This window comes from Mycobacterium sp. NPDC003449 (assembly GCF_053588415.1).
Map to the genome: position 1 here is coordinate 1 of NZ_JBSFPX010000011.1, position 12,513 is coordinate 12,513.

The 12,513-nt window shown below is 67.3% G+C and carries 12 protein-coding genes; 4 read left to right on the plus strand and 8 right to left on the minus strand.

Going from position 1 to position 12,513, the window contains the following annotated elements; genetic code table 11:
• Positions 1 to 72: 72 nt before the first annotated feature.
• Together ACWDTP_RS05405 and ACWDTP_RS05410 are read right to left on the minus strand one after the other, a co-directional pair.
• Entirely contained in the window at positions 73 to 954 is an 882-nt protein-coding gene (locus ACWDTP_RS05405; RefSeq protein WP_450017334.1) for a hypothetical protein, read from the minus strand.
• 156 nt (positions 955 to 1,110) lie between these two features.
• Complete coding sequence (locus tag ACWDTP_RS05410) at positions 1,111 to 1,980, minus strand: 1,4-dihydroxy-2-naphthoate polyprenyltransferase (RefSeq protein ID WP_450017336.1); 870 nt, start codon at positions 1,978 to 1,980, stop codon at positions 1,111 to 1,113.
• 35 nt (positions 1,981 to 2,015) lie between these two features.
• Here ACWDTP_RS05410 and ACWDTP_RS05415 point away from each other — a divergent pair, with 35 nt between their 5' ends.
• From ACWDTP_RS05415 to ACWDTP_RS05430, 4 genes are all read left to right on the plus strand, one after another.
• Positions 2,016 to 2,294 carry a hypothetical protein gene (locus tag ACWDTP_RS05415; protein WP_450017338.1) on the plus strand — a complete coding sequence of 93 codons (279 nt, stop codon included), beginning with the start codon at positions 2,016 to 2,018 and terminating at the stop codon, positions 2,292 to 2,294.
• Between the two features lie 6 nt (positions 2,295 to 2,300).
• On the plus strand, positions 2,301 to 3,077 hold the full coding sequence (locus ACWDTP_RS05420) for an S-methyl-5'-thioadenosine phosphorylase (RefSeq protein WP_450017340.1): 777 nt from the start codon (positions 2,301 to 2,303) through the stop codon (positions 3,075 to 3,077).
• Positions 3,074 to 4,105 carry an NAD-dependent epimerase/dehydratase family protein gene (locus ACWDTP_RS05425; RefSeq protein ID WP_450017342.1) on the plus strand — a complete coding sequence of 344 codons (1,032 nt, stop codon included), beginning with the start codon at positions 3,074 to 3,076 and terminating at the stop codon, positions 4,103 to 4,105. Before ACWDTP_RS05420 ends, ACWDTP_RS05425 begins: the two co-directional genes overlap by 4 nt.
• 64 nt (positions 4,106 to 4,169) lie before the next feature.
• Entirely contained in the window at positions 4,170 to 5,297 is a 1,128-nt protein-coding gene (locus ACWDTP_RS05430; protein ID WP_450017344.1) for an NAD(P)H-dependent flavin oxidoreductase, read from the plus strand.
• 20 nt (positions 5,298 to 5,317) lie between these two features.
• Here ACWDTP_RS05430 and ACWDTP_RS05435 read toward each other — a convergent pair whose 3' ends face one another.
• From ACWDTP_RS05435 to hydA, 6 genes are all read right to left on the minus strand, one after another.
• On the minus strand, positions 5,318 to 6,703 hold the full coding sequence (locus tag ACWDTP_RS05435) for an MFS transporter (RefSeq protein ID WP_450017346.1): 1,386 nt from the start codon (positions 6,701 to 6,703) through the stop codon (positions 5,318 to 5,320).
• Between the two features lie 109 nt (positions 6,704 to 6,812).
• The gene (locus tag ACWDTP_RS05440; protein WP_450017348.1) at positions 6,813 to 7,943 is read right to left on the minus strand and encodes a helix-turn-helix domain-containing protein; all 1,131 of its coding nucleotides are present in this window, start codon (positions 7,941 to 7,943) and stop codon (positions 6,813 to 6,815) included.
• Positions 7,930 to 8,697, minus strand: coding sequence for a maleate cis-trans isomerase family protein (locus ACWDTP_RS05445; protein WP_450017350.1), 768 nt, complete (start codon positions 8,695 to 8,697; stop codon positions 7,930 to 7,932). The genes ACWDTP_RS05440 and ACWDTP_RS05445 overlap by 14 nt, the downstream gene beginning before the upstream one ends.
• Positions 8,687 to 9,475, minus strand: a complete 789-nt coding sequence (locus tag ACWDTP_RS05450) for an SDR family oxidoreductase (RefSeq protein ID WP_450017352.1) — start codon at positions 9,473 to 9,475, stop codon at positions 8,687 to 8,689. The genes ACWDTP_RS05445 and ACWDTP_RS05450 overlap by 11 nt, the downstream gene beginning before the upstream one ends.
• A 39-nt stretch (positions 9,476 to 9,514) precedes the next feature.
• Complete coding sequence (locus ACWDTP_RS05455; RefSeq protein WP_450017353.1) at positions 9,515 to 10,834, minus strand: M20 family metallo-hydrolase; 1,320 nt, start codon at positions 10,832 to 10,834, stop codon at positions 9,515 to 9,517.
• Between the two features lie 67 nt (positions 10,835 to 10,901).
• A complete protein-coding gene (hydA, locus tag ACWDTP_RS05460) occupies positions 10,902 to 12,320 on the minus strand; it encodes a dihydropyrimidinase (protein WP_450017355.1) in 1,419 nt (472 codons plus the stop codon).
• Between the last annotated feature and the right edge of the window lie 193 nt (positions 12,321 to 12,513).

Sequence of the window (12,513 nt, forward strand, 5' to 3'; positions counted from 1 at the left end):
CTTCGCCGAGCAGACGCGCCGGTACCCGCACACGTCGGTTTTCGGGTACCGCGACGTCTGCTCGCGGAGATATCAGCTCGCCAATGCCGGGGCATCGAGATGGTGCATCACCCGCAGCGCCAGATCCTGCGGGTGCCGGCGGATATCGTCGACGACGGCGGGAATCGACACCCAACCGCATTCCTGCAATCGCGCGACCTTGAGCCGATCGTGCTTGAAACCCTCTGGGCTGGCATGCCATTCGACGCTGTCGTACTCGGCGACGACTTTGGCGTCGGGCCAGGCGAAATCGACCCGCCAGCTACGCCCGGTGCGGTCGACGATCTCGTACTGCAACTCGGCGCGGGGCACACCCCAGTCGATGAACACCAGGCGCATCTCGCTTTCCATCGGCGACTCGGCGCGACCGTCCGCATGCGCGAGGAGTTCCCGGACGGCGACGATTCCCCTGCGCCCGGTCTGCTCGCGCACCGCGGCTTCCAGTTCCGCTGTGCCGCAGGCTTCGACATGCAATGCCGCGTCGAGCACCGCGAGCGCGCGGGGCCGGGGCAGCGTGCGGGCGATCTCGACCGCGGTCCACGCCGGCGTCGTCGCCAACCGCCCGGACACCCGCCGCAGCGGGGCGCCGACGCGTTGATGCACCATCAGCCCGGGGCCGGGCCGAATCCGCACACCGGGGTCGAGGATGTGCAGGCGCTCATCGTGTTCGGTGTCGAAGCCGTACAACGCGGCCGCGGTGCCCATGCAGGCGACGATCGGTTGTCCGTTGAGCAGGTCGAGCGCCGCAAGCCGGGTCAGGCCGTCGGTGGGGGTCGGGGCGTAGACGCCGCGGCACACCCGGGCCACGGCACCCGAGCGCAGCTTGGCCGCAAGGAGTTTGCGGGTGGTGACGGTCTGCAACTGGGCTGCGGTGGCAACCCCGCCGTTGGCGGCGAAGATGTCGTCGATGGACACCCCTTGATGCTGGCGGCCGCGACGCCGCTGGTGAACCCCCAATCGGCGATCTGTGGATAACCTGCCGAATTCCCTCGCCGAGCAGACGCCGCGGTACCCGAAATCGCGCCACAAGGGGTACCGGCGCGTCTGCTCGCCGAAGAAAGCCGAAGAAAGTCAGCCCAGGGCCAGCGCGAGACCCACCGTGATCGCCCACGCCAGCATCGTCAGCCCGGTATCGCGCAGTACCGGGATCAGCGCGGGCCCGCCGCTGCCGTCGCGGACCGGCCGGGCGGCGCGCACCGCCAGCGGCGCGGCCACCAGGCCGACCAGGGCCCACGGCGTCGCGGCCGCCAGGCCCAGCGTCGCCACCAACGCGACCGCGAGCAGCCCCTGGAACAGCAGCCGGGTCCTGGCATCGCCCAGGCGCACGGCCAGGGTGATCTTGCCGGACTGCGCGTCGGTGGGGATATCGCGCAGGTTGTTGGCCACCAGCACCGCCGAGGACAGTGCCCCCATCGTCACCGCGGCCAGCCCGCCGACCCAGTCGATCCGCAGCGCCTGGGTGTACTGCGTGCCAAGGACCGCCACCAGGCCGAAGAACACGAACACCGCGACCTCGCCCAACCCCAGGTAGCCGTAGGGTTTCTTGCCGCCGGTGTACAGCCACGCACCGGCCAGGCAGACGACGCCGACGGCGATCAGCCACGGTGTGCTGACCGCGGCCAGCACCAGGCCGGCGACCGCGCCAACGGCCAGGCTGGTCACCGCCGCGGTCAGGACCGCGCGCGGCGACGCCAGCCGGGACCCCACCAGCCGCAGCGGTCCGGACCGCACATCGTCGGTGCCGCGGATGCCGTCGGAGTAGTCGTTGGCGAAGTTGACGCCGACGATGAATGCCAGCGCGACGACAAGCGCCAACAGCGCCTTCCACCACACCGCAGCGCCCAGCCAGGCCGCGGCGCCGGTTCCGGCGAGCACGGGCGATACGGCATTGGGCAACGTGCGTGGACGGGCACCCTCGATCCACTGCGCGAAACTGGCCACGACGTCATCGTATGAGCCGCCCTAGACTGAGCTTCATGAAGGACCAGCTCAGCAAGACCGAGATCGGCAAGGACGCGCTGCAGGAGTCGGTGGAGGCGGTTGCCTCGACGGTCGGGGAGGTGAGTTCCATCATCACCACCGCGGTCAAGGACGTGGCGACGGCGATCGGCGGTCTGGCGACCGACATCTTCGAGATCGGCGACGGTGCCCGCAGGGCGAGCGCACAGTTCGACGAGGAGCCCGTCGACGTCGACACCGTCGACACCCCGGACACCGAAGATGTCGACACACCGCCCCCGGCCGGCGCCGAATAACCCTGCATGCTCGGAGTCATCGGGGGCAGTGGCTTCTATTCGTTCTTCGGGCCCGACGCCCGCACGGTCAGCCTGGACACCCCCTACGGGGAGCCCAGCGCGCCCGTCACGGTCGGCGCGGTCGGTGAGCACGAGGTGGCGTTCCTGCCGCGCCACGGGGTGAGCCACGAGTACTCACCGCATACGGTGCCCTACCGGGCCAATATGTGGGCGTTGCGGGCCATCGGGGTGCGGCGGATCTTCGCGCCGTGCGCGGTGGGCAGCCTGACCGCCGAGCTGGGTCCCGGGGCCATGGTGGTTCCCGATCAGCTGGTCGATCGCACCAGGGCCCGCGCCGACACCTACTTCGATTCCGGCGGTATCCATGTCGGTTTCGCCGACCCGTACTGTCCGAGCCTGCGGTCGGCGGCGACGGGCCTGCCCGGTGTGGTCGACGGCGGCACCATGGTGGTGATCCAGGGGCCACGGTTCTCCACCCGCGCCGAGAGCCGATGGTTCGCCGCCCAGGGTTTCACCCTGGTCAACATGACCGGCTATCCTGAGGCTGTGCTGGCCCGTGAGCTCGAAATATGTTATGCCGCTATCGCTTTGGTGACCGATCTGGACGCAGGCATCGACAGCGAGACGGCCGTCAGGACTGTTGACGTATTCGCCGAGTTCGAACGCAATATGGTGGGGTTCAAGAAGTTGGTGCATGAGGCGCTCGAGGCCGTCGACACCGAGCGCAGCTGTACGCACTGCCTGGCCCATGACGGTGTGAAACTCCCGTTCGAGCTGCCGTGAGGGTTCTGCTGACCGGCGCGGCCGGATTCATCGGTACCCGGATCGCGGCCGCGCTGCGGGCCGCGGACCACGAGGTGATCGGCGTCGACGCCATGCTGCCCGCGGCGCACCGGCCCGGTACCCAGGCGCCCCCGGACTGTCACGTGGTCGACGTCCGCGACGGCAAGGCCCTGGCCCCGCTGCTGGACGGCGTCGACGTGGTGTGCCATCAGGCCGCGGTGGTGGGCGCCGGGGTGAACGCCGCCGACGCCCCGGCCTACGGCAGCCACAACGATTACGGCACAACGGTTTTGCTGGCCGAGATGTTCGCGGCGGGCTGCGCACGGCTGGTGCTCGCATCGTCGATGGTGGTCTACGGGCAGGGCGGCTACGACTGTCCCGAGCACGGGCCGGTGGATCCGCTGCCCCGCACCAGAGCCGATCTCGACGACGGGGTGTTCGAGCACCGCTGCCCGGCGGGCGGGGAACCGTTGCGCTGGAGCCTGGTCGGCGAGGACGCGCCGCTGCGGCCCAGAAGCCTGTATGCGGCCAGCAAAACCGCGCAGGAGCACTACGCGCTGGCCTGGGCCGAGGCCACCAAGGGTTCGGTCGTCGCGTTGCGCTACCACAATGTCTACGGCCCGGGTATGCCGCGCGACACCCCGTACTCGGGGGTGGCGGCGATCTTCCGGTCCGAGCTGGAATCGGGTGACGTGCCAAGGGTTTTCGAGGACGGCGGGCAGATGCGCGATTTCGTGCACGTCGACGACGTGGCCGCGGCCAATGTGGCGGCGGTGCGGTACCCGGAGCCGGGTTTCGCCGCCTTCAACGTGTGCTCGGGCCGGCCAATCTCGATCATGGAGGTGGCCGCCCAGCTCTGCGAGGTGCGCGGCGCGCCGGCGCCCGTGGTCACCGGCCAGTACCGCAGCGGCGACGTCCGCCATATCGTGGCCGACCCGGAGCGGGCGGAACGGCTGCTGGGTTTCCGGGCCGCGATCGATCCGCGCGACGGATTGCGCGAGTTCGCCTTCGCCCCGCTGCGGGGGTGACCGTCAGCCGAGGGGTGAAGACGCTTCTTGACACCCGTCAACTCGGCGTGGCAATACTGATCGGGTGAAACCCGCCATCTGTGCACAGTTCGGTATCGACTTCCCGCTCTTCGCCTTCAGCCACTGCCGCGATGTCGTCGCGGCGGTGACCAACGCGGGCGGCTTCGGTGTGCTCGGCGCGACCGCGTACACCCCCGAGCAGCTGGACCGGGAACTGGCCTGGATCGACGAGCAGGTGGGCGGTAAACCCTACGGCGCCGACATCATCGTCCCCGCGACCTTCGAGGGCAAGGGTGAGAACCTGTCGCACGGCCAGTTGGTGGACCGGATCCCGGCCGAGTACCGGGAGTTCGTCGCCAAGCTGCTCGCCGACCACGACATCGACCCGCAGGCCGACCTGCGGGTGGGGCGCTCCGGGCTCACCGGCGCGAACGGCCGCGAACTGCTGGACGTGGCGTTCGGCCATCCCATCAAGTTGATCGCCAACGCGCTCGGGGTGCCGCCGGACTACATGATCGAGGCCGGAGCCGAGCACGGCGTGCCGGTCGCGGCGCTGGTCGGCGCCCGCGAGCATGCGGTCAAACAGGTGCGGGCCGGGGTGGACCTGATCGTCGCGCAGGGGACCGAGGCCGGCGGGCACTGCGGTGAGGTGTCGACGCTGGTGCTGGTGCCGGAGGTTCTGGAGGCGGTGGCCGCGGTGGGCAGCAAGATCCCCGTGCTGGCGGCCGGCGGCATCGTGACGGGCAGGCAGATGGCGGCGACGGTCGCGATGGGCGCCGACGGTGCCTGGACCGGTTCGGTGTGGCTGACCACCGAGGAGGCCGAGACGGCGCCGCACACCGTGCAGAAGATGCTGGCCGCGACCTCGCGGGACACCGTGCGCTCGGCGGGCCGGACCGGGAAGCCGTCGCGCCAACTGGTCTCGGAGTGGACCGACGCCTGGCTGCCGCACGACGGCGGGCATCGCCCGCTGCCGATGCCGCTGCAGAACATGCTCGTCGAGCCGGTGATCCGGCGCGTCGACGTGCTGGCGGCCCAGGGGCATCCCGGCGCGCAGGCGCTGGCCACCTACTTCGTCGGGCAGGGGGTGGGCCTGATGAACAAGGTGAAACCGGCCCGCGAGGTGGTGCGCGAGTTCATCGAGGACTATCTGGCCGCGACCGAACGGCTGAGCAACTCGCTGCCGGACTGACACCCGCCGCGAGTGGCGCCCTACCGGGTGCGTGCCACGCTCTCGCCGCGCTGAGATGCAGGGTCGGCGGTCCTGTCGTCGAGGATGCTGTCGAGGTTTCGCTTCGAGGTTTCCGGGGCGAAGTAGGCGGCGGCCAGCGTCAGCAGGGCTGACAGCGAGATGTAGATCGCGACCGATGTCACCGATCCGGTGGTTTCCAGCAGCGTCGAAGCGATCAACGGGGCGAACCCGCCACCGACAACGCCGATGAGCATGTAGCCCAACGAGACGCCGGTATAGCGATAACTGGTATCGAACAGCTCGGCGATGAACGACGCGAGAACCCCGTACATCGCGCCCTGGAACACCATCGCGATTGATATCGACAGCACCATGAGCGCGAAGTTGCCTGAACCCATCAGCGGATACACCGCGAAGGCCCACACCGCCATCCCGATGGCGCCGATGAAAAATGGAATACGCCGTCCGACGCGGTCACTGAGTCGCCCGAAGTACAGAATCGACAAGAGCTGAGCGACGGCGCCGATGGAGACGGCGTTGAGTACGGTGCCCTTCGAGATGTCGGTGTGCTGTGTCACGTAGGACAACGAAAAGACGTTGATCACGAAGTAGGCGACCTGCTGGCCAAGCCCGAGAAGCACGACCAGCAGGATCATCTTCGGCGCGTGGCGCAGCACCTGCAGGATCGGCGCCTTGGCGTCCTTCTCCTTGCGCTGCTTCTGATTTCGGGTGAAGACCGAGGATTCGACGATCTTCACCCGAATCAACAGACCCACCAACACAAGTGGTGCACTGATCAAGAACGGAATACGCCAGCCCCAGGACATGAACTGGTCCTCGGTCATGAGCCCGCTCACTGCTGCCAGAGTGGCCGTGGACAACAGGAAGCCCAATGGCGAGGCGGACTGCAGCCAGCTACCGGCGTGCCCCCGACTGTCCACGGATTCGTCCTGTTCCACCACCATCAACACGGCACCGCCCCATTCACCACCGATGCCGATGCCTTGAATCAGGCGACAGAGCACCAACAGGATGGGTGCCAGAATGCCGATGGAACTGTAGGTGGGCAGCAACCCGATCGCAACCGTTGCGGCTCCCATCATCAGGATGGTCGCGATCAGGGCCGCCTTGCGCCCGACCCGGTCACCGATGTGCCCGAAGATGATTCCACCGATCGGGCGCGCGGCGAATCCGACACCGAATGTGGCCAGCGCCAGAAGTGTTCCCGCCGCCGGATCCACGTCGGGAAAGAAGATCTTGCCGAACACCAGCGCGGCCACGGATCCGTAGATGTTGAAGTCGTACCACTCGATCGTGGTGCCGACCATGCTGGCGATGATCGTGCGCCGGCGGCGCGATTTCGCGCCCGCAGTGTCAGTGGCTGCAGCAGGAACTGAAGGGTTCATGTCGTCCTCCGCCGGGTGCTGGTCATAGCGAAATGCTAGAGCGGCGATGTGACCGTACCCATAGTCCCGGTGCAACGCGATCCGGGTCATGTAGTGTGCGACTGCACAATCACGGGTGCAGCAGGCACAGTTGCACCATGGCCTGGGCCCGAGGTGTTCGAAGGCTGATCCCGGTGGCTTCCTCGAACTTCCGGATCCGGTTGAGCACCGTATTGCGGTGACAGTACAGCTTGGCGGCCGTGGTCGAGACCGATCCGCTCTCGGCGAATACCAGCATGGTTTCGACGACGAGGTCTCGATCGTTCATCCCCGCCAGCGGGGTGTCCACGTAGCCGCGCAGGTCGTCGATCACCGTGCACAGTTGCGAGATCGACAACCGCGACCAGCAACGCCGCAGGGTCGCCGCCTCCACACCCAGTTGCGCAAGCAACCGGACGGTCGCCGCCGACCGGAAGATGTTCTGCAACTGCATGGTTCGCGATGCGACGGCACCGGTCAATCCGGACAGGAGGTCTGCCGCCAACGCCTCGTCGTCGGCCCAGCCGCGGTGCGCGGACAGCAGGATGAGCGTGACCCCCTTGCTCGTGTGGTCCAGCGCCACGACGTCGAGGCCGGCGAGCCGTCGGGTCACCTCCGCGGCGGCCCCGTCACCGATGACGCCAACCACCCAATAGGAGGCGGCCTCGTCGAGGTCGAGAACCTCGGCTGCGCGGTGCACGATGGTGGAACTCGGTGCATCCGAGAACAAGTCGGACAGACTCTGCTGTTGTTCGATGATGTCGGTGCGCGCCATTTGCAGACACTGATCCAGGTAGCCCCGTTGGACCGCGCCGGCGAAGTCGTCGACCGCCTTCCAGAGTTCACCGACGTGCATGACGAGCACGGCCATATCGGTGTCATCGGCCAGCCGTAACAGGGCCGACCACGCGATCAGGAAGTCGTTGCGGACGGCGGCGCTCAGATTCTCCAAAGCGATGCCCTGGCGGGCCCGCAGCGCCCCGACTGCGGCCGGGAACGCGATCAGTTCGGCCGACAAGGTCCTGGCCGACAGGCGTCCGAGCAGGTAACGGAATGCGTTGCGGGCGCTTTCTTTCAGATCTTCTTCATCGGGAACGTTGTCGTAGTAGCGCGCGCCCCCGTCGATTCGTTCGAGATACTCGGCCGCGAGTTGGTCGTCGATGCCTGCGAGGTCCTCGAGCAGGATCTGCCACCGCAGCCGGGCTTGGTCATGGTCTGGCACGGGTCGCACTGGTCGACCCGAAGGCTTGTGCCAGGTGACGCCCCCACCGGGGGTGCAAGGGATCCGCTCCCACCACCGCCAGGCACGCCGCGAGCGTGATCGTCACCGAATCCAGCACCGGCAGGCCGAGTTCGGCCTCCGCGGCCGCCACGGCGTCGGCACCGTGCAGATTGGTGCACACGTAGGCGATCGCGTCGGGCGCGCTCGCGGCGACCCGCCGGCTGGGCGACAGCAATTCCTCGGGCCGGATCCCGGCGATGTCGGTGGTCTCGGTGAGACCGAAACCGTGTGCTGCGGTCACCGCGAAACCCGCGTCGCGGTAGCACTCGCCGATCTTGGCGTTCATATCATCGGGGTAGGGGGTGACAACGCCGACGCCGCGCACGCCCAGCGCACCGAATGCCGTCACGCAGGCCTGGGTGGTGGTGAGCGCCCGCGCACCGGCCGCAGCAGTGATGGCATCGGTGATCGCGTGGTCGTGTGCGATGCCCAGCCATGAACCGGCCGTGCCATTCCAAGCGATCACGTCGACATCGGCGGCGGCCAACAGGACTGCCGCCGCTTCCATTCCGGCCGTATCGAACTGAGCGTCGGACGTGCCGTCGAGCCCGACCCGGCCGACCGGAATGCGGGTGAAGTGAACGTTCACGTCGGTCCGCTCGCCCAGCATCCGGTATGTCGTGGGCTCCAGGCAGGTATTCGAGGACGGCACGATCATCCCGATGCGCGCCGCTCGCGAATGCTCAGACCGCACGGGTGATTCCGCCGTCATTGGTCAGGGTGGTCCCGTTGAGGTACGCGGCCCGCGGCGAGGCCATGAACACGACGGAGTAGGCAATATCGCGCGCGCTGGGGATGTAGGACAGCGGCAGGTTCTCCAGGAAGCGCTGCTCGGCCTCCTCGGGTGTGCAACCCCAGTCCTTGGCGTTGGCGGCGAACTGCTTGACCAGCCGCGCGGTCCGGACCGGGCCCGGGCACACCGTGTTGATCATCACGCCCTGGGCGCCGACCTGCAGCGACAGCGACTTGCTGAAGTTCAGGATCGCGGCGTTGGCGGCCGCACCGGGCATGTGGTACTCCAACGCCTGCTTCCCGGAGTTGCCCGCGACATTGACGATGCGTCCGTTGCCGTTCTTGAGCAGATGCGGCAACGCCGCGCGCGTCATACGGATGAACCCGAAGAGCTTGAGGTTGATGTCGGCGACCCACTGCTCGTCGGTGAGATCGCCGAAGCCGCCGAAAGACGACGCCCCGGCATTGTTGATCAGGATGTCCAGGCCGCCGAGTTCGTCGACAACGTCGGTGATCACCGAATCGAACACCGTCTTATCGCTGAGGTCCGCGGCAACCGACACGGCTTTGACGCCGGTCTTGGCCGAGATCGAGGTACACGCCTCGCGCAGAGCGTCGGCACGGCGAGCCACCAGGGCCACATCGGCCCCTTCTTCGGCCAGCAACTCCGCGGTCGCCAGTCCGATACCGTCGCTGGCGCCGGAGATCAGTGCCCGCATTCCGTGCAGTCCGAGGTCCATATCGTCTCCTGTCGAGAAATAAGGTGGGTATTGGTCGGCTCAGGAACGGTCGGCTGTGGCCGAATCGAGTGCGCCGTCGAGCATGCGGGCCAGGGCCTCGGTGAGCACGTCGACCCCGGTGCACAGGTCCTCGTCGGCGGTGTATTCGGCCTCGGCGTGCGAGATTCCTTCCACGCTGGGAACGAACAGCATCACCGACGGGACGATCTCCTTCATGTTCGTCGAGTCGTGGCCGGCCCGGGTCTGCACCAGCATGCTCGACACACCGAGGTCGTCGGCGACGGCGCGGGCCAACTCCACGCCCTGTGGCTGGTAGTGGTGGCCGGGCCAGACGTGGGCCTTGCGGTGCTCGACGGTGACGTTGGCGCGAATCTCGGCCTCGGCGATCCGCTTCCGCAGTGCGGCGTCGGCCGCCGCGAGCAGTTCATCGTTGTCCGAGCGCAGGTCGAGGTGCATGTGGACCTCGCGCGGGACTACGACCGGGGAGTTGGGCAGCACGGTCAACTGCCCACAGCTGGTGTGCAGTTCCGCACCGAATTCGTCGGCGATGTCGCGCAGCGCCACCACGATCAGCGACGCGCCCAGCAACGCATCCTGGCGGTCGTCTATCGCCGTGGCTCCGGTGTGGCCCTGCACTCCGACGACATTCAGCTCGTACTTGTTGGCGGCCCAGGTGCGGTCCACCAAACCGATGGTGACATTGTCCTTTTCGAGTTCGCGGCCCTGCTCGATGTGGATCTCGGCGTAGGCCGCGAGCCGCCTGGCCACATCTCCGTCGGGGAACACATCTGTCTCGCCGATACTGTCGATGGCGGTCAACGCCTCCCGGACGGTGATGCCATCGTGATCGGTGATGTCGAGTGTCTGTTCGAGGTCTGCTGCACCGGTGAACACGGCGCTGCCCATCAGGGACGGCTTGAACCGCGACCCTTCCTCATTGAACCAGTCCACGACGGCGATGTTGTATCGCGGCGTCACACCGGATTCGGCGACGTGACGGCGAATCCGGTCGGCGGCGACGGCACCGGCCAACACACCGTATGCGCCGTCGAAACGGCCTCCGCGGGGCTGACTGTCCAGGTGCGACCCGACCAGCACATACGGTGCGCCGGGACGAAATTCGTACAGTCCGAACAGGTTTCCCACCCGGTCGACCTCGACGGTGAACCCGCGGTCGCGCAGCCACCGGGAGAACCAGTCACGCATCTGACCGTCTTCGGCGGTGCCGGCTTGGCGCTCCACCCCACCGGCCGGGGTCGCCCCGATGACCTCCAGTTCGGCCCACGGGTCCAGGAACTCGCGGTCGCGGGTCGCGGCGAGGGTTATGCGCAAATTGTCCTTGCTGGCTTGTGCGGTCATGACTTTCCTCCGGGCATGATGGAATGCGGGTCGCCTCGAGCGACTCCTGGATCACGTTCGATCCAGGTCAGGTCAGGTATTGCGAAAGTCCGCGTTTGAGGTAGCCGCCGTGGCCCTTGCGGCCGTGGTACTGGCCACGATCGACGATGACGGTGCCGCGCGACAGCACGGTCTGTATCCCGCCGTCGATCTCGAAGCCCTCCCAGGTGGAATGATCGAGGTTCGAGTGGTGGGTCTTGTCGAAGCCGATCGACGTGTGCGCGTCGGGGTCATAGATCACGATGTCGGCATCGGCCCCCGGCGAGATGATCCCTTTGCGGGGGTAGAGCCCGAACATGCGCGCCGGGGTGGTGGCGCATACGTCGACCCATCGCTGCAGGCTGAGGTTGCCGTTGACCACGCCCTGATACATCAGGTCGATGCGGTGCTCGACGCCTGCCATCCCGTTGGGGATCTTGGAGAAGTCGTCGATTCCCATGTCCTTCTGCCCCTTGAAACAGAACGGGCAATGGTCGGTGGACACCGTTGCGACGTCCCCGGTGCGGATGTAACGCCACAACTCGTCCTGGTGGTGCTCCTCGCGGGAGCGCAACGGGGTGGAACACACCCACTTGGCGCCTTCGAACCCGGCGGCCCCCAGCTGCTCCTCCAGCGACAGGTACAGGTATTGCGGGCAGGTCTCGGCGAACACGTTGGCCCCGGCGCCGCGGGCGGTGGAGATCTGTTCCATCGCCTGCTTGGCCGACACGTGGACCACGTACAGCGGGGCGCCGGTGACCCGGGCCAGCATGATGGCGCGGTGGGTGGCCTCCTCTTCCAGTTCCCACGGCCGCGACACCCCGTGGTAGTAGGGCGAGGTTTCACCGCGGGCGATGTGCCCGGCCACCAGCTGATCGATGGCGATGCCGTTCTCGGCGTGCATCATCGTCAACGCACCGTTGCCTGCGCACTGCTGCATCGCCTGCAGGATCTGCCCGTCGTCGGAGTAGTACACCCCCGGATAGGCCATGAACAGCTTGAAACTGGTTACGCCCTCGGCAACCAACTCATCCATGGCCTTGAGGGCGTCGGAGTCCACACCGCCCAAGATCTGATGAAAGCCGTAGTCGATCGCACAGTTGCCCTGGGCCTTCGCATGCCAGGCGGCCAAGGTGTCTTGTACCCGCTCACCCTGCCGCTGGATCGCGAAGTCGATGATCGTGGTGGTACCACCGTGAGCGGCCGCGCGGGTGCCGGTTTCGAAGGTGTCGGAGGCGACGGTGCCGCCGAACGGCATCTCCATGTGGGTGTGGGCGTCGACGCCGCCGGGGATGACGTAGCGGCCCGAGGCGTCCAGTACCCGGTCGAACGTCCGGCCGGGATCGCCGAACGGGGCCAGCTCCGGGTCGACCAGGGCAGCGACACGCTCACCGTCGATGAGCACGTCGATGGCCTGCGAACCGGTGGGTGAAATGACGGTGCCGCCGCGGATGTACGTGGTGGTCATGGCAACAGAGCCTATGGGCAGCAACGTGATCGGCCCCATAGACATGGTGCAACATGTTGCCCCGCACACATTGTGCACGAGCACATCTGCGGACGCGTTCTGCCGGACTTTCTCGACCCGAATTGGGCATGGGTGATCAGGTGCCGCCTCCGGGTGAGCTGATCGCTCACCCTCCGTGAGCTTTGCCGGTGCA